26 protein-coding genes and 2 pseudogenes are annotated in these 14993 nt (G+C 66.7%); all 28 read right to left on the reverse strand.

From position 1 onward, the window contains the following. Positions 1 to 3: 3 nt before the first annotated feature. Positions 4 to 117, reverse strand: a complete 114-nt coding sequence (gene rpmJ, locus ACEXOX_RS22090) for a 50S ribosomal protein L36 (protein ID WP_003956441.1) — start codon at positions 115 to 117, stop codon at positions 4 to 6. A 58-nt stretch (positions 118 to 175) separates the two neighbouring features. Next, on the reverse strand, positions 176 to 397 hold the full coding sequence (gene infA / locus ACEXOX_RS22095) for a translation initiation factor IF-1 (RefSeq protein WP_003956442.1): 222 nt from the start codon (positions 395 to 397) through the stop codon (positions 176 to 178). A gap of 224 nt (positions 398 to 621) precedes the next feature. After that, entirely contained in the window at positions 622 to 1458 is an 837-nt protein-coding gene (gene map, locus ACEXOX_RS22100) for a type I methionyl aminopeptidase (protein ID WP_030016976.1), read from the reverse strand. Positions 1459 to 1585: 127 nt separating this feature from the next. Continuing rightward, positions 1586 to 2236, reverse strand: coding sequence for an adenylate kinase (locus tag ACEXOX_RS22105; RefSeq protein ID WP_406522738.1), 651 nt, complete (start codon positions 2234 to 2236; stop codon positions 1586 to 1588). Beyond that, entirely contained in the window at positions 2236 to 3549 is a 1314-nt protein-coding gene (secY, locus tag ACEXOX_RS22110; RefSeq protein ID WP_406522740.1) for a preprotein translocase subunit SecY, read from the reverse strand. Before secY ends, ACEXOX_RS22105 begins: the two co-directional genes overlap by 1 nt. A gap of 234 nt (positions 3550 to 3783) precedes the next feature. Next, complete coding sequence (gene rplO / locus ACEXOX_RS22115; RefSeq protein WP_030016979.1) at positions 3784 to 4239, reverse strand: 50S ribosomal protein L15; 456 nt, start codon at positions 4237 to 4239, stop codon at positions 3784 to 3786. A gap of 1 nt (position 4240) precedes the next feature. Then, positions 4241 to 4423, reverse strand: a complete 183-nt coding sequence (gene rpmD / locus ACEXOX_RS22120; protein WP_030016980.1) for a 50S ribosomal protein L30 — start codon at positions 4421 to 4423, stop codon at positions 4241 to 4243. Next, a pseudogene (gene rpsE / locus ACEXOX_RS22125) lies at positions 4423 to 5027 on the reverse strand (30S ribosomal protein S5). Before rpsE ends, rpmD begins: the two are co-directional and overlap by 1 nt. Positions 5028 to 5072: 45 nt before the next feature. Then, the gene (rplR, locus tag ACEXOX_RS22130; RefSeq protein WP_406522742.1) at positions 5073 to 5456 is read right to left on the reverse strand and encodes a 50S ribosomal protein L18; all 384 of its coding nucleotides are present in this window, start codon (positions 5454 to 5456) and stop codon (positions 5073 to 5075) included. Between the two features lie 3 nt (positions 5457 to 5459). Next, on the reverse strand, positions 5460 to 5999 hold the full coding sequence (rplF, locus tag ACEXOX_RS22135; protein WP_406522744.1) for a 50S ribosomal protein L6: 540 nt from the start codon (positions 5997 to 5999) through the stop codon (positions 5460 to 5462). A 22-nt stretch (positions 6000 to 6021) separates the two neighbouring features. Continuing rightward, the gene (gene rpsH / locus ACEXOX_RS22140) at positions 6022 to 6420 is read right to left on the reverse strand and encodes a 30S ribosomal protein S8 (protein WP_227046489.1); all 399 of its coding nucleotides are present in this window, start codon (positions 6418 to 6420) and stop codon (positions 6022 to 6024) included. A gap of 265 nt (positions 6421 to 6685) precedes the next feature. Further along, positions 6686 to 6871 carry a type Z 30S ribosomal protein S14 gene (locus tag ACEXOX_RS22145; protein WP_004571834.1) on the reverse strand — a complete coding sequence of 62 codons (186 nt, stop codon included), beginning with the start codon at positions 6869 to 6871 and terminating at the stop codon, positions 6686 to 6688. Between the two features lie 2 nt (positions 6872 to 6873). After that, positions 6874 to 7434, reverse strand: coding sequence for a 50S ribosomal protein L5 (gene rplE / locus ACEXOX_RS22150; protein ID WP_030016984.1), 561 nt, complete (start codon positions 7432 to 7434; stop codon positions 6874 to 6876). Beyond that, positions 7434 to 7757: a 50S ribosomal protein L24 gene (gene rplX / locus ACEXOX_RS22155; RefSeq protein ID WP_030016985.1), complete on the reverse strand. Its 324-nt coding sequence runs from the start codon at positions 7755 to 7757 to the stop codon at positions 7434 to 7436. The genes rplE and rplX overlap by 1 nt, the downstream gene beginning before the upstream one ends. A 3-nt stretch (positions 7758 to 7760) precedes the next feature. Further along, on the reverse strand, positions 7761 to 8129 hold the full coding sequence (gene rplN, locus ACEXOX_RS22160) for a 50S ribosomal protein L14 (protein ID WP_003974257.1): 369 nt from the start codon (positions 8127 to 8129) through the stop codon (positions 7761 to 7763). A 130-nt stretch (positions 8130 to 8259) separates the two neighbouring features. Then, entirely contained in the window at positions 8260 to 8544 is a 285-nt protein-coding gene (gene rpsQ / locus ACEXOX_RS22165; protein ID WP_004571831.1) for a 30S ribosomal protein S17, read from the reverse strand. Then, the gene (rpmC, locus tag ACEXOX_RS22170) at positions 8544 to 8768 is read right to left on the reverse strand and encodes a 50S ribosomal protein L29 (protein ID WP_030016986.1); all 225 of its coding nucleotides are present in this window, start codon (positions 8766 to 8768) and stop codon (positions 8544 to 8546) included. Before rpmC ends, rpsQ begins: the two co-directional genes overlap by 1 nt. Next, positions 8768 to 9187 carry a 50S ribosomal protein L16 gene (rplP, locus tag ACEXOX_RS22175; protein WP_004571829.1) on the reverse strand — a complete coding sequence of 140 codons (420 nt, stop codon included), beginning with the start codon at positions 9185 to 9187 and terminating at the stop codon, positions 8768 to 8770. Before rplP ends, rpmC begins: the two co-directional genes overlap by 1 nt. Before the next feature lie 5 nt (positions 9188 to 9192). Continuing rightward, positions 9193 to 10023, reverse strand: coding sequence for a 30S ribosomal protein S3 (gene rpsC, locus ACEXOX_RS22180; RefSeq protein WP_406522747.1), 831 nt, complete (start codon positions 10021 to 10023; stop codon positions 9193 to 9195). After that, positions 10023 to 10370 carry a 50S ribosomal protein L22 gene (gene rplV / locus ACEXOX_RS22185; RefSeq protein WP_358656906.1) on the reverse strand — a complete coding sequence of 116 codons (348 nt, stop codon included), beginning with the start codon at positions 10368 to 10370 and terminating at the stop codon, positions 10023 to 10025. Before rplV ends, rpsC begins: the two co-directional genes overlap by 1 nt. 44 nt (positions 10371 to 10414) lie before the next feature. After that, on the reverse strand, positions 10415 to 10696 hold the full coding sequence (rpsS, locus tag ACEXOX_RS22190) for a 30S ribosomal protein S19 (RefSeq protein ID WP_030016988.1): 282 nt from the start codon (positions 10694 to 10696) through the stop codon (positions 10415 to 10417). A 12-nt stretch (positions 10697 to 10708) separates the two neighbouring features. Then, a complete protein-coding gene (gene rplB, locus ACEXOX_RS22195; protein ID WP_030016989.1) occupies positions 10709 to 11545 on the reverse strand; it encodes a 50S ribosomal protein L2 in 837 nt (278 codons plus the stop codon). Positions 11546 to 11584: 39 nt separating this feature from the next. Further along, positions 11585 to 11908: a 50S ribosomal protein L23 gene (rplW, locus tag ACEXOX_RS22200; protein ID WP_406522749.1), complete on the reverse strand. Its 324-nt coding sequence runs from the start codon at positions 11906 to 11908 to the stop codon at positions 11585 to 11587. Continuing rightward, positions 11908 to 12558: a 50S ribosomal protein L4 gene (rplD, locus tag ACEXOX_RS22205; RefSeq protein ID WP_406522750.1), complete on the reverse strand. Its 651-nt coding sequence runs from the start codon at positions 12556 to 12558 to the stop codon at positions 11908 to 11910. Before rplD ends, rplW begins: the two co-directional genes overlap by 1 nt. Positions 12559 to 12566: 8 nt before the next feature. Then, positions 12567 to 13210 (reverse strand): annotated as a pseudogene (gene rplC, locus ACEXOX_RS22210) (50S ribosomal protein L3). A gap of 14 nt (positions 13211 to 13224) precedes the next feature. After that, entirely contained in the window at positions 13225 to 13533 is a 309-nt protein-coding gene (gene rpsJ / locus ACEXOX_RS22215; RefSeq protein ID WP_004571821.1) for a 30S ribosomal protein S10, read from the reverse strand. A 448-nt stretch (positions 13534 to 13981) separates the two neighbouring features. After that, on the reverse strand, positions 13982 to 14455 hold the full coding sequence (locus ACEXOX_RS22220; RefSeq protein WP_406522751.1) for a hypothetical protein: 474 nt from the start codon (positions 14453 to 14455) through the stop codon (positions 13982 to 13984). Beyond that, positions 14413 to 14892, reverse strand: coding sequence for a hypothetical protein (locus ACEXOX_RS22225; RefSeq protein WP_406522753.1), 480 nt, complete (start codon positions 14890 to 14892; stop codon positions 14413 to 14415). Before ACEXOX_RS22225 ends, ACEXOX_RS22220 begins: the two co-directional genes overlap by 43 nt. Between the last annotated feature and the right edge of the window lie 101 nt (positions 14893 to 14993).

Genomic DNA, 14993 nt, shown 5'->3' on the forward strand with positions numbered 1-14993 from the left:
GCGTCAGCCCTGGCGCTGCTTGTGGCGCAGGTTGTCGCAGATCACCATGACCCGGCCGTGGCGGCGGATCACCTTGCACTTGTCGCAGATCTTCTTGACGCTCGGCTTGACCTTCATGGGTGTGAGGTTCTCCGGGTCAGTGCCGCCACCCCACGGGAGGGGGCGTCGACAAGATCTACTTGTAGCGGTAGACGATCCGGCCACGCGTCAGGTCGTAGGGAGACAGCTCCACGACGACCCGGTCATCCGGAAGGATGCGGATGTAGTGCATCCGCATCTTGCCGCTGATGTGCGCGAGGACCTTGTGACCGTTCTGAAGCTCCACCTTGAACATCGCGTTCGGGAGGGACTCGATCACGGTGCCCTCGATTTCGATGGCACCTTGCTTCTTGGCCACGCTTCGCCCTTCGAATCGGCTACCTTGATCGACTGTGCGCGGATGCGTACCCGGAAAACAGGCACACGGATGCACGACAGCCGACGCGTCAGTCTACGTCAGCGTTCCCGAAAAGACGAATCCACGATTATTGCCCACGGACAGTGATCGTTACGCCTCGGGTCCGGCCCGTACCGCCGGCCGGATGCGGGCCTCAGACCCGTACCGCCGGCCGGGTGCGGGCCTCAGGCCAGCGGGTCGGGCGCCGCCTCGATGCCCAGCTCGGCCAGCTTCGCCTTGCCGCCGTCGGGGGCGGTCAGCACCAGCGGGCCCTGCTCGGTCAGCGCGACCGAGTGTTCCCAGTGCGAGGACCAGCTGCCGTCGTTCGACTTGACCGTCCAGTCGTCTTCCAGCACGTGGGTCTTGGCCGTACCCAGGTTGACCATGGGCTCGATGGCGATGCAGAAGCCCGGGACCAGCTTGGGGCCGCGGCCGCGCTTGCGGTCGACGTAGTTCAGCAGGTGCGGGTCCATGTGCATCTGCGAGCCGATGCCGTGGCCGCCGTAGTCCTCGACGATGCCGTACTTGCCGTTGGCCGGACGCGGCTGGCGGCGGATGTAGCCCTCGATCGCCTTGGAGATGTCGACCAGGCGGTTGCCCTTGCGGACGGCGGCGATGCCGGCCCACATGGACTCCTCGGTCACCCGGCTCAGCTCCACCAGCTCCGGAGCGTGACCGGAGCCCACGAAGGCGGTGTAGGCCGCGTCGCCGTGCCAGCCGTCGATGATCGCGCCGCAGTCGATGGAGATGATGTCGCCGTCGGCGAGCACGGTCTCGGTGTCGGGGATGCCGTGGACGACGACGTCGTTGACCGACGTGCAGATCGTCGCGGGGAAGCCGCCGTACCCGAGGAAGTTCGACTTGGCGCCGTGCTCGGCCAGCACCTTGCGCGCGGCGTCGTCCAGGTCCTTGGTGGTGGCGCCGGGCACCGCCACCTCACGGGTGGCCGCGTGGATGGCGGCGACCACCAGCCCCGCCTCGCGCATCTTCGCGATCTGCTCGGGGTTCTTGATCTCCACCATGGGGGCTGACGCCTTCCTCACACCGACTGCTACGACACTGCCGCGGCCGCACGGGCCACCCCATACACGATACGGCCGCGGCGCCCGTGCCCGGGCACCGCGGCCGTGTGCGTGCTTCTCGTGCCGGTCAGGCCTTGCCGAGCGCGGCCATCGCGCGCTGGGTGACCTCGTCGACCTTGCCGAGGGCCGGGACCGTGACGACCAGGTCCTGGGCCTTGTAGTGGTCGATGATCGGCTCGGTCTCCGTGTGGTAGACCTCCAGCCGCTTGCGGACGGTGTCCTCACGGTCGTCCTCGCGCTGGTACAGGTCGCCGCCGCAGAGGTCGCAGACGCCCTCGGTCTTCGGCTTGTGGTAGTCCACATGGAAGACGTGGCTGCTGTCGTTGCGGCAGATCCGGCGGCCGGCGATCCGCTTGACGACCTCGTCCTCGGGGACCTCCAGGTCCAGGACGGCGTCCAGCTTCACGGCCTTGGCCTTGAGGTAGGTGTCCAGCGCCTCGGCCTGGCCCAGGTTGCGCGGGAAGCCGTCCAGCAGGAAGCCCTGGCGGGCGTCCTCCTGGTTCAGCCGGTCCTCGGCCATCGCGATCGTCACCGAGTCGGGGACCAGGTTGCCCGCGTCCATGTAGGACTTGGCCTCTTTGCCCAGGTCGGTGCCCTGGCTGATGTTGGCGCGGAACAGGTCGCCCGTGGAGATGTGCGGGATCGAGAGGTTCTTGGCGAGGTACGCGGCCTGCGTACCCTTGCCTGCCCCAGGAGGCCCGACGAGGACGATTCGCATCAGCGGAGGAACCCTTCGTAGTTGCGCTGCTGGAGCTGGCTCTCGATCTGCTTCACGGTCTCCAGACCCACACCCACGATGATCAGGATGCTCGTCCCGCCGAACGGGAAGTTCTGGTTGGCCTTGAACAGCACCAACGCCACGGTGGGCACCAGCGCGATCAGACCCAGATACAGCGAGCCCGGCCACGTGATCCGGTTGAGCACGTAGCTGAGGTACTCGGCCGTGGGGCGACCGGCCCGGATCCCCGGGATGAAGCCACCATACTTCTTCATGTTGTCGGCAACTTCTTCGGGGTTGAAGGAGATGGCGACGTAGAAGAACGCGAAGAAGACGATCAGCAGGAAGTACGTGACGATGTAGACCGGGTGGTTGCCCTTGGTGAAGTTGGCTTCGATCCAGACCACCCAGTCGGCCTTCGACCCACTGAACTGTGCCACCAGGGCCGGGATGTAGAGCAGCGACGAAGCGAAGATGACGGGGATCACACCCGCCTGGTTCACCTTGAGCGGGATGTAGGTGGACGTACCGCCGTAGGAGCGACGTCCGATCATCCGCTTGGCGTACTGCACGGGGATCCGCCGCTGGGCCTGCTCGACGAAGACGACCAGGGCGACCATCGCCAGACCCACGACGATGACGGCGAAGAACTCGATCCAGCCGTCGGCCAGCTTGCCGGACATCTTGATCTGCCACAGCGAACCGGGGAAGCCGGCGGCGATACCGACGAACATCAGGATCGACATGCCGTTGCCGATGCCGCGGTCGGTCACCAGCTCACCGAGCCACATGACCACGGCCGTACCGGCGGTCATCGTGATGACCATGGTGATGGTCGTGAAGATCGAGTCGCTCGGCACGATCTCGCTGGCGACGGGGCAGCCCTGGAACAGCGCGCCGCTCTTGGCGGTCGCGACCAGTCCGGTGCCCTGGAGGACCGCCAGCGCGACGGTCAGGTACCGGGTGTACTGAGTGATCTTTGCCTGTCCGGACTGTCCCTCTTTCTTGAGGGCCTCCAGACGGGGGATGACCACGGTCAGCAGCTGGAGGATGATGCTTGCCGTGATGTACGGCATGATCCCCAGCGCGAAGATCGTGATCTGGAGCAGCGCACCACCGCTGAACATGTTCACCAGGCCGAAGAGGCCGCCGTTGGCGCCGGCCTGCTTCATGCAGGTGTCGACATTGGAGTAGTTCACCCCGGGCACCGGAACGTGCGCTCCGAGCCGGTAGACGAGCACAATGCCCAACGTGAACAGCAGCTTCTTGCGCAGGTCGGGCGTCTTGAACGCTCGGGCGAACGCGGTGAGCACGGTGCCTCCTGCGCCTCCCGCCTCTGGAGCGAGAGGTGACGGTCTTGAGGATCGACGAATACAAAGCGGCCAAAACCGCGCAGGACATTAGCCCACGCGGTGGGGGTCCAGGGGAAGAACCCCGGAAAATACAGCAACAGTGCACGCCACCTTACCGGCGACCATGCCCCCTTGGAACGACCAACCGGGGATGCCCCAATACGTGGGCATCCCCGGTCAGTTGATTCACTGAGCTCAGATGAGCTCGGTGACGCTGCCACCGGCAGCGGTGATCTTCTCCTTGGCGGAGCCGGAGACGGAGTCCACCGTCACCGTCAGCGCCACGGAGATCTCGCCCTGGCCCAGGACCTTGACGAGCTCGTTCTTGCGCACCGCGCCCTTGGCGACCAGGTCGGTCACCGTGACCTCGCCACCCTGCGGGTAGAGCGCGGCCAGCTTGTCCAGGTTCACGACCTGGAACTGCTTGTGGGCGGGGTTCTTGAAGCCCTTCAGCTTCGGGAGGCGCATGTGGAGGGGCATCTGCCCGCCCTCGAAGCGCTCCGGAACCTGGTAACGGGCCTTCGTGCCCTTGGTACCACGACCTGCGGTCTTACCCTTGGACGCCTCACCACGACCCACACGGGTCTTGGCGGTCTTGGCGCCCGGGGCAGGACGGAGGTTGTGGACCTTCAGCGGGTTGTTCTCCGCCATGTCAGTCGACCTCCTCGACCGTCACGAGGTGGCGGACGGTGTGCACCATGCCGCGGTACTCGGGGCGGTCTTCCTTGACAACCACGTCGTTGATCTTCTTGAGACCGAGCGAACGCAGGGTGTCGCGGTGGTTCTGCTTGCTGCCGATGATGGACTTGGTCTGCGTGATCTTGAGCGAAGCCATTACGCGTTCACCCCGGCACGCGCCCGCAGCAGAGCGGCGGGAGCAACGTCCTCCAGCGGCAGGCCACGGCGGGCAGCGATCTCCTCGGGCCGCTGAAGGCCCTGGAGCGCGGCGCGCGTGGCGTGCACGATGTTGATCGGGTTCGACGAACCGAGCGACTTGCTCAGCACGTCGTGGATGCCCGCGCACTCCAGCACGGCACGCACCGGGCCACCGGCGATCACACCGGTACCGGGGAAGCCGGCTTGAGCAGGACGACGCCCGCGGCCTCTTCGCCCTGGATGGGGTGCGGGATGGTGCCACCGATACGGGGGACCTTGAAGAAGTGCTTCTTGGCCTCCTCAACACCCTTGGCGATGGCGGCCGGCACCTCCTTGGCCTTGCCGTAACCGACACCCACGGTGCCGTCACCGTCGCCCACCACGACCAGCGCGGTGAAGCTGAAGCGACGACCACCCTTCACAACCTTGGCGACGCGGTTGATTGCGACAACACGCTCGACGTAGGCGGTCTTCTCGGCAGCTGCGCCGCCGTCCCGCCGGTCCTTACGGTCCCGCCGCTCGCCGCCACCGGCACCGCTCCCGCGGCGCTGGGGTCCAGCCATTGGATTTACCTCTCTCTGTTACGTCCGCTAGCTCGGAACCGGGGCTTAGAACTTCAGCCCGGCTTCGCGGGCGGCGTCGGCCAGAGCGGCAATCCGCCCGGCGTACTGCTTGCCACCACGGTCGAACACGACGGCCTCGACGCCGGCGGCCTTGGCGCGCTCGGCGACCAGGGATCCGACCTGCTTGGCCGAGTCCGTCTTGTTGCCCTCGCCGCCGCGGATCGACGCGTCCAGGGTCGACGCCGACGCCAGGGTGTGACCCTTGATGTCGTCGATGACCTGGGCGGTGATACCGCGGTTGGACCGCGTCACGACCAGACGCGGACGCTCCGGCGTACCCGAAATCCGCTTACGGATGCGGATGTGGCGACGCTTCGCGGCGGCGCGCTTGTAGGCGTCGCCCTTCGCGACCTTCACACCGTATGCCATGGCTTACTTACCAGCCTTTCCGACCTTGCGGCGGATGACCTCGCCGGCGTACTTGACGCCCTTGGCCTTGTACGGGTCGGGCTTGCGCAGCTTGCGGATGTTCGCGGCGACCTCGCCGACCTTCTGCTTGTCGATGCCCTCGACGCTCAGCTTGGTCGGGGACTCGACCTTGAACGAGATGCCCTCGGGCGCCTCGACCAGGATCGGGTGGCTGTAACCGAGCGAGAACTCCAGGTTGGAGCCCTTCGCCTGGACGCGGTAACCGACACCGCTGATCTCGAGCGCCTTGCTGAATCCCTGGGTCACGCCGGTGATCATGTTCGCCACCAGCGTGCGGGACAGGCCGTGCAGGGCCTTGTTCTGACGCTCGTCGTTCGGGCGGGTGACGGCGATGACGCCGTCCTCACCCTTGGCGACCTCGATGGGCGCGGCGACGGTGTGCTGCAGGGAGCCCTTGGGACCCTTCACCGAGACCGTGCGACCGTCGATGGTGACGTCCACACCAGCGGGAACCTGGATGGGCAGCTTGCCAATACGCGACATTAGCTATTCCTCCGTTCCCGAATTACCAGACGTAGGCGAGAACTTCTCCGCCTACGCCCTTCTTGCTGGCCTGCTGACCGGTGAGGAGACCGTGCGACGTGGAGATGATCGCCACGCCCAGGCCGCCGAGCACCTTCGGCAGGTTGGTGGACTTTGCGTAGACCCGCAGGCCCGGCTTCGAGATGCGCTTGATGCCGGCGATCGAACGCTCGCGGTTCGGACCGAACTTGAGCTCGAGGGTGAGGTTCTTGCCGACCTCGGCGTCCTCGACCTTCCAGCCGGTGATGTAACCCTCCTGCTGGAGGATCTCCGCGATGTGCGACTTGATCTTGCTGTGCGGCATCACGACGGTGTCGTGGTACGCCGAGTTCGCGTTACGCAGACGCGTGAGCATGTCTGCGATGGGGTCAGTCATGGTCATGAATTGGCCTTCGGCCTCTCTCGCCGGGGTTTCCTGTATGCGCCATCCCTCTCCCCGAGCTGGGTCGGGACGGGTGCGGCGCGGGGACCTTCGGCGTAGTAAGTCGTTCCTGGGCGGCGGGGCGCCCAACCCTTCTACCCTACGGGATCAAAGGGCGGGGCCCCGCCGAACAGATGCTTACCGAGAGACTCCGGAACCACCCACATGATTCCTGCCGTCCGCCGGGGCGCCCGTGCGGGCGCTGGTCGGACGTGCGGGAGGGGTGTTACCAGGAGCTCTTGGTCACGCCCGGCAGCTCGCCACGGTGAGCCATCTCACGGAGGCACACGCGGCACAGGCCGAACTTGCGGTAGACGGAGTGCGGGCGGCCGCAACGCTGGCAACGCGTGTACGCGCGCACAGCGAACTTCGGCTTGCGGGCCGCCTTAGCGATCAGAGCCTTCTTCGCCACGGTCAGTTCTCCTTGAACGGGAAGCCGAGGTGACGAAGCAGGGCGCGGCCCTCATCGTCGTTGGACGCCGTGGTGACCACGGTGATGTCCATGCCCCGCTGCCGGTCGATCTTGTCCTGGTCGATCTCGTGGAACATGACCTGCTCCGTGAGACCGAAGGTGTAGTTGCCCCGACCGTCGAACTGCTTCGGGGACAGACCACGGAAGTCGCGGATGCGCGGCAGCGCGAGCGACAGCAGGCGGTCCAGGAACTCCCACATGCGGTCACCGCGGAGGGTGACGTGGGCACCGATCGGCTGGCCCTCGCGCAGCTTGAACTGCGCGATGGACTTACGGGCCTTGGTGACGGCCGGCTTCTGGCCGGTGATCGTGGTGAGGTCCTTGATGGCACCCTCGATCAGCTTGGAGTCGCGGGCGGCGTCGCCCACACCCATGTTGACCACGATCTTGGTCAGACCGGGGATCTGCATGACGTTCTCGTAGGAGAACTCGTCCTTCAGCTTCCCGGCGATCTCTTCGCGGTAGCGCTGCTTGAGGCGCGGCGCGTTGGTGGTGGCAGTCATCAGATGTCCTCACCGGTCCGCTTGGCAACGCGGATCTTGTTGCCCTCTTCGTCGAAGCGGTACCCGACGCGGGTGACGACCTTGTTGCCGTCCTTCTCCACGACCAGCTGAACGTTGCTGACGTGGATGGGGGCCTCGGTCGTCACGATGCCGCCGGTCTGCGAGCCGCGAGCGGTCTGACCGGCCTTGGTGTGCTTCTTGACCCGGTTGACACCCTCGACCAGGACACGGTCCTCGCGGGGGAAGGCCGCGATGACCTTGCCCTGCTTGCCCTTGTCCTTGCCGGTGATGATCTGGACCAGGTCGCCCTTCTTGATCTTCATCGGTTACAGCACCTCCGGCGCGAGCGAGATGATCTTCATGAACTTCTTCTCGCGCAGCTCCCGGCCCACCGGGCCGAAGATGCGGGTGCCGCGGGGGTCGCCATCGTTCTTGAGGATGACGGCCGCGTTCTCGTCGAAGCGGATGTACGAGCCGTCCGGACGGCGGCGCTCCTTGACGGTGCGAACGATGACCGCCTTGACGACGTCACCCTTCTTCACGTTGCCACCGGGGATCGCATCCTTGACGGTGGCGACGATGACGTCACCGATGCCCGCGTAGCGGCGGCCCGAGCCACCGAGAACACGGATGGTGAGAATTTCCTTCGCACCCGTGTTGTCGGCGACCCGAAGCCGCGACTCCTGCTGGATCACGTCTATCTCCTGATCGTCTGCCGGTTCCCGGCGGGGGCCTCATTGCTGAGGCCCACCGCCGAGCCTGGCGGAACTGACCTGGGGGAAACCCCCAGGCGGTATCTAGCGGAATTCCCTGACGGGAAATTCCTTACTTGGCCTTCTCGAGGATCTCGACGATGCGCCAGCGCTTGCTCGCCGACAGCGGACGCGTCTCCATCAGGAGGACGCGGTCGCCGACACCGGCAGCGTTCTGCTCGTCGTGCGCCTTGAGCTTGTTCGTACGGCGGATGACCTTGCCGTACAGCGCGTGCTTGACACGGTCCTCGACAGCGACGACGACGGTCTTGTCCATCTTGTCGCTGACGACGAGACCCTCGCGGGTCTTGCGGAAGCCGCGCTGCTCGTTCGTCTCAGTCACATTCTTCTCGCTCATCAGGCGCTCTCCACCGTCTCGATGCCGAGCTCGCGCTCCCGCATCAGGGTGTAGATCCGGGCGATGTCCTTGCGGACGGCCTTCAGCCGGCCGTGGTTCTCCAGCTGTCCGGTCGCCGCCTGGAAGCGGAGGTTGAACAGCTCCTCCTTGGCCTCACGAAGCTTCTTGACGAGGTCCTCGCCATTCAGCTCGCGCAGCTCGGTCGCCTTGGTACCGGCCGCCATCACGACTCACCTGCCTCGCGCCGCACGATGCGGCACTTCATCGGAAGCTTGTGGGCGGCGCGGGTCAGCGCCTCCTTCGCAACCTTTTCGTTCGGGAAGGACAGCTCGAACATCACCCGACCGGGCTTGACGTTCGCGACCCACCACTCCGGAGAACCCTTACCGGAACCCATGCGGGTCTCGGCCGGCTTCTTCGTCAGCGGGCGGTCCGGGTAAATGTTGATCCAGACCTTGCCGCCACGCTTGATGTGACGGGTCATGGCGATACGAGCGGACTCGATCTGCCGGTTCGTCACGTAGGCGGGGGTCACGGCCTGAATGCCGTACTCACCGAAGGCAAGCTCGGTGCCACCCTTGGCCATACCGTTGCGCTTCGGGTGGTGCTGCTTGCGGTGCTTGACCCTGCGAGGGATCAGCATGTCGGTCAGCCCTCCGTTCCGGTGCTCTCAGCAGCCGGAGCAGCGGCAGCGGCCTCGGCCTTGGGGGCCTCGGCGCCGGCGTTCTGCTGCGGCTTGCGGCCGCCACGGCCGCCACGCTCGCCACCGCGGCGCGGACGGTCGTTGCCGCCCCCACCACGGGCCGGGCGGTTGCCCGCACGGGCGGCGGCGTTCTCGGCGCGGACCTCGGCGATGTTCTTGACGTCGCCCTTGTAGATCCAGACCTTCACACCGATACGGCCGAAGGTCGTCTTGGCCTCGAAGAAGCCGTAGTCGACGTTGGCGCGGAGCGTGTGCAGGGGCACGCGGCCCTCGCGGTAGAACTCCGAGCGCGACATCTCGGCGCCGCCGAGACGGCCACCACACTGGATCTTGATGCCCTTGGCGCCGGCCTTCATCGTCGACTGCATGCTCTTGCGCATGGCGCGACGGAAGGAGACGCGGGAGGACAGCTGCTCGGCGACGGCCTGGGCCACGAGCTGAGCATCGGTCTCGGGGTTCTTGACCTCGAGGATGTTCAGCTGGACCTGCTTGCCGGTCAGCTTCTCCAGTTCGCCGCGGATGCGGTCGGCCTCGGCGCCGCGGCGGCCGATGACGATGCCCGGACGAGCGGTGTGGATGTCGACGCGGACGCGCTCACGGGTGCGCTCGATCTCCACCTTCGAGATGCCGGCGCGCTCCATGCCCTTCGTCATCATGCGACGAATGGCGACGTCTTCCTTGACGTAGTCCTTGTACAGCTTGTCGGCGTACCAACGCGACTTGAAGTCGGTGGTGATGCCGAGCCGGAACCCGTGCGGGTTTACCTTCTGGCCCATTACCGGGTTCCTTCCTTGCTGCTGACGACCACGGTGATGTGGCTGGTCCGCTTGCGGATCCGGTAGGCACGGCCCTGGGCACGCGGGCGGAACCGCTTCAGGGTCGGACCCTCGTCGACGTACGCCTCGGAAATGATGAGGCTGCCGGCGTCGGTGTGGTCGTAGTTGTGCGCCGCGTTGGCAATGGCGCTGTCCAGCACCTTGCCGACGGGCACGCTCGCGGCCTGCGGGGCGAAACGCAGGACCGCCTGAGCCTCCGTGGCATCCATGCCACGGATAAGGTCCACCACGCGGCGGGCCTTCATGGGCGTGACGCGGATGTACCGCGCCTGGGCCCTGGCTTCCATGGTTGTCCCTTCGGTGTCAGTCATAGTCTTCGCACTCCGGTCGATCAGCGACGACGCGACTTGCGGTCGTCCTTCTCGTGGCCGCGGAAGGTGCGGGTCGGCGCAAACTCGCCGAGCTTGTGGCCGACCATCGACTCGGTGACGAACACCGGGACGTGCTTGCGGCCGTCGTGCACCGCGATCGTGTGGCCGAGCATGGCCGGGACGATCATGGAGCGGCGGGACCAGGTCTTGATGACGTTCTTGGTGCCGGCTTCGTTCTGCGTGTCCACCTTCTTGCTCAGGTGGTCGTCGACGAAGGGCCCCTTCTTGAGACTACGCGGCATCTAAACCCGCTCCTAGCGCTTCTTGTTCGTCTTGCGGCGGCGGACGATGTACTTGTTCGAAGCCTTCTTCGGCGAACGCGTACGACCCTCCTTCTGGCCCCAGGGCGAGACCGGGTGGCGACCACCGGAGGTCTTGCCCTCACCACCACCGTGCGGGTGGTCGACCGGGTTCATCACGACACCACGCACGGTCGGGCGGACGCCCTTCCAGCGCATACGGCCGGCCTTGCCCCAGTTGATGTTCGACTGCTCGGCATTGCCGACCTCGCCGACGGTGGCGCGGCAGCGCACGTCGACCAGGCGGATCTCACCGGACGGCATACGAAGGTGGGCCATGGAGCCCTCCTTCGCCAGCAGCTGCACGGAGGCACCCGCGGAGCGGGCGAACTTCGCGCCGCCGCCGGGCCGCAGCTCGATGGCGTGGATCGTCGTACCGACCGGGATGTGGCGCAGCGGCAGGTTGTTGCCCGGCTTGATGTCGGCGCCCTGGCCGTTCTCAATCCGAGCACCCTGCACCAGGCCACGCGGCGCGATGATGTAGCGCTTCTCGCCGTCGGCGTAGTGCAGCAGCGCGATGCGCGCGGTGCGGTTGGGGTCGTACTCGATGTGCGCGACCTTGGCCGGCACGCCGTCCTTGTCGTGACGACGGAAGTCGATCACGCGGTAGGCGCGCTTGTGGCCACCACCCTGGTGGCGAACGGTCACACGACCGGCGTTGTTACGGCCGCCCTTGCTGTGCAGCGGGCGGACCAGCGACTTCTCCGGCGTGGACCGCGTGATCTCGACAAAGTCGGCGACGCTGGAGCCACGACGGCCCGGGGTCGTCGGCTTGTACTTGCGGATACCCATTTCTCAGTCCTCGTCCGATTCCGGACGACTCGGACTCCGTTAGGAGGCCGGGCCGCCGAAGATGTCGATACGGTCGCCCTCGGCGAGGGTCACGATGGCGCGCTTGGTGTTCGCGCGCTTACCGAAACCGGTGCGGGTGCGCTTGCGCTTGCCCTGGCGGTTGATCGTGTTGACCCCGGTGACCTTGACCGAGAAGACCGCCTCGACGGCCTGCTTGATCTGGGTCTTGTTCGCACGCGGGTCGACGATGAACGTGTACTTGTTCTCGTCCAGCAGCGCGTAGCTCTTCTCGGAGACGACCGGCTTGACCAGAAGGTCGCGCGGGTCCGAGAAGGACTTGCTGGTAACGGTCGCCTCAGTCATCAGGCGGCGCTCCCTTCGAGCTCAGCGGCCTTGGGACCAGCCACGAAGGACTCGAAGGCGGCCTTGGTGAAGACCACGTCGTCGGAGACGAGCACGTCGTACGTGTTCAGCTGGCCCGGCTCCAGGATGTGGACCTGGGGCAGGTTGCGGGCGGAGAGCCACGCGGCCTGGTCGGCGCGCTCGGCGACCAGCAGCACGTGCTTGCGCTCGCTGATCTTGCCGAGGAGAGCCTTGGCGGCCTTCGTGGAGGCCTCGCCCTCGACCACGCCGGAGACGACGTGGACGCGGCTGTTGCGGGCCCGGTCGGTGAGGGCACCGCGCAGGGCGGCGGCCTTCATCTTCTTCGGGGTCCGCTGCGAGTAGTCACGCGGCACGGGACCGTGCACGACGCCACCGCCGGCGAACTGCGGCGCACGGGTCGAACCCTGGCGCGCGCGGCCGGTGCCCTTCTGGCGGTACGGCTTCTTGCCGCCGCCGCGGACCTCGCCACGGGTCTTGGTCTTGTGCGTGCCCTGACGGGCCGCGGCCAGCTGCGCGACGACGACCTGGTGGATCAGCGGAACGCTGACCTTCGCGTCGAAGATCTCCGTGGGGAGTTCGACGGTCCCGGCCTTGTCGCCTGCCGGCGAAAGGATGTCAATGGTGCTCATCGGTTACCTCAGGCCCCCTTGGCCGCGGTACGGACCAGGACGAGGCCGCCGTTCGGACCAGGAACTGCGCCCTTGATGAGCAGCAGACCCTTCTCCGCGTCAACGGCATGGACGGTCAGGTTCTGGGTGGTGACCCGCTCGTTGCCCATACGGCCGGCCATCCGCATGCCCTTGAACACGCGGCCCGGGGTGGCGCAGCCACCGATGGAGCCCGGCTTGCGGTGCACGCGGTGGGCACCGTGCGAAGCCTTGCCGCCGTGGAAGCCGTGACGCTTCATGACACCGGCGAAGCCCTTGCCCTTGCTCTTGCCGGTCACGTCCACCTTGACGCCGGACTCGAAGGTCTCGGCGGTCAGCTCCTGGCCGAGGGTGTACTCACTGGCGTCAGTGGTACGGACCTCGACGAGGTGACGGCGGGGGTGACGTCGGCCTTCGCGAAGTGGCCCTTGAGGGGCTTGTTCACCTTGCGCGGGTCGATCTCGCCGAAGGCGATCTGGACGGAGTCGTAGCCGTCCTGGTCATTGGTGCGCACCTGGGTAACGACGCAGGGGCCGGCCTTGACCACAGTGACCGGGACGACACGGTTGTTCTCGTCCCAGACCTGGGTCATGCCGAGCTTCTCGCCCAGGATGCCCTTGATCTGCTTAGCCATCTCTACTGCGCCTCTCAGAGCTTGATCTCGATGTCAACGCCGGCCGGAAGGTCCAGGCGCATCAGCGAGTCAACGGTCTTGGGCGTCGGGTCGAGGATGTCGATCAGGCGCTTGTGCGTGCGCATCTCGAAGTGCTCGCGCGAGTCCTTGTACTTGTGCGGCGACTTGATGACGCAGTACACGTTCTTCTCGGTGGGGAGCGGCACCGGGCCCGCGACCGACGCACCAGTACGGGTCACCGTCTCGACGATCTTCTTCGCCGACGTGTCGATGACCTCGTGGTCGTAGGCCTTGAGCCGGATGCGGATCTTCTGTCCCGCCATGGCTACTTCGTAGTCCTGTCTCTCGTAACGCTCTGGGACCCGGTACGTTGCCGTTCATCCTCCGACCCACGCGGTCGGGCGTGTCGCGCTCCTTCCCGCAGATCCCCGCAAGGGCGATCCTTCGAGAAGGAAAACGTGGGGGATGAACACCCACCGGGCGCCTGGCTGAGGCACCCCGCTGCACTTCCCGGAAGATTCCCGTACTTCCGCCCCTACACCTTCCGGTGTAAATCATGAGGCGACGAATACCTAGGACTCGCTTCCAGTCCCCCCGGCGGGAGGCGCGCAGCATCGGCACTCAACCGAGCAACCTGGACAGTGTGCCACACCAGCGGCGAACGCTGCCAATCGAGCGGGAGATCGTACACCGCGTCACACCGCCCGGATGCACGGACCCGGCTCCGGCGTGCCGGGGCGGACCGCCGCCGAGGCCGCTATGGGCCCGCCCTCACGCCGCGATCGCCAGCTGCCACTGGATACGGGCGGACTCCTTCGCGTGACGGTCGTCACCCTCCACGGCGAAGGTCGCGTGCGGGAAGTCGCGGATCTGGCGCAGCCACTCGCCGACCGTCGCCGTGCCGGGCACCGGGACCACGCGGCCCGGGCGGTCCGCGCCGCGGCTGGCGAGGACGGTGACCGTGAACTGGTCGGTCTCGGTGACCAGCACCACGTCGTGCGGGAACTGCGCGACCCGCTCCATGACCCCGCGGACCGGTTCGCGCCCGTCGGCCACCACCAGGACGTGGTCGCCGTGCTCGTCCGTGGTCCCTTCGAACCCCGCCAGTATGCCGAGGAACCGGTTTATGTGGCGGTTGCGCAGCTCGTCGATGACGCGCTGCCGCCCTTCCTGGAAGCCCGTGGTCGCGGCGAACCGGAACGTCAGCGAGACCCGGCCGGCCAGCGCCACGTCGATCTCCGCCATCTCCTCGCGCGTGGGACGGGCCGCCCCGTCGTCGAGGCCGTACGCCGCGAGCCAGCGGTTGACCTCCGACCACAGCCACGCCTGGGAGCGCCCGACGGTGCCCTCGGCGGCCGGGAAGGGGCGCCCTGGGCCTTGCGCGCCCCGGCGGCCCACTGGGCGACGTTCTGCCGGGAGCGGCCCGTGCGCTCGGCGATCTCGTGTATGCCGACCAGGTCGCGGTCGAGGCGGCGCACCCGCAGGCGCGGCACCGCGGCGTGCGCCGCCGAGGCCGCTTCGAGGGCGGCCCGGACCGCGCAGTCGCCGGGCCAGGCGATGCTGAGCAGGTCGGTGCCGCCGGCCCGCGCCAGAAGGGCGTCGCAGGTGTCGCGCAGCGCATCGACGGCGTCCTGGTCGTCGACGGTCGCGCCCGTGACGACGAAGGTGAAGTCGTAGTCCATGGCGGCGTCCCCTAGTCCTTGGGCAGGGTTGCAGGTCTGTTGTCGTTCGTCAACAGACAAAGCATGACAAAACCCCACGGGACTCGCATGGGCAACTGTCG

The organism is Streptomyces sp. Ac-502 (genome assembly GCF_045222935.1).
In the GTDB taxonomy this organism is placed as follows: domain Bacteria; phylum Actinomycetota; class Actinomycetes; order Streptomycetales; family Streptomycetaceae; genus Streptomyces; species Streptomyces monomycini.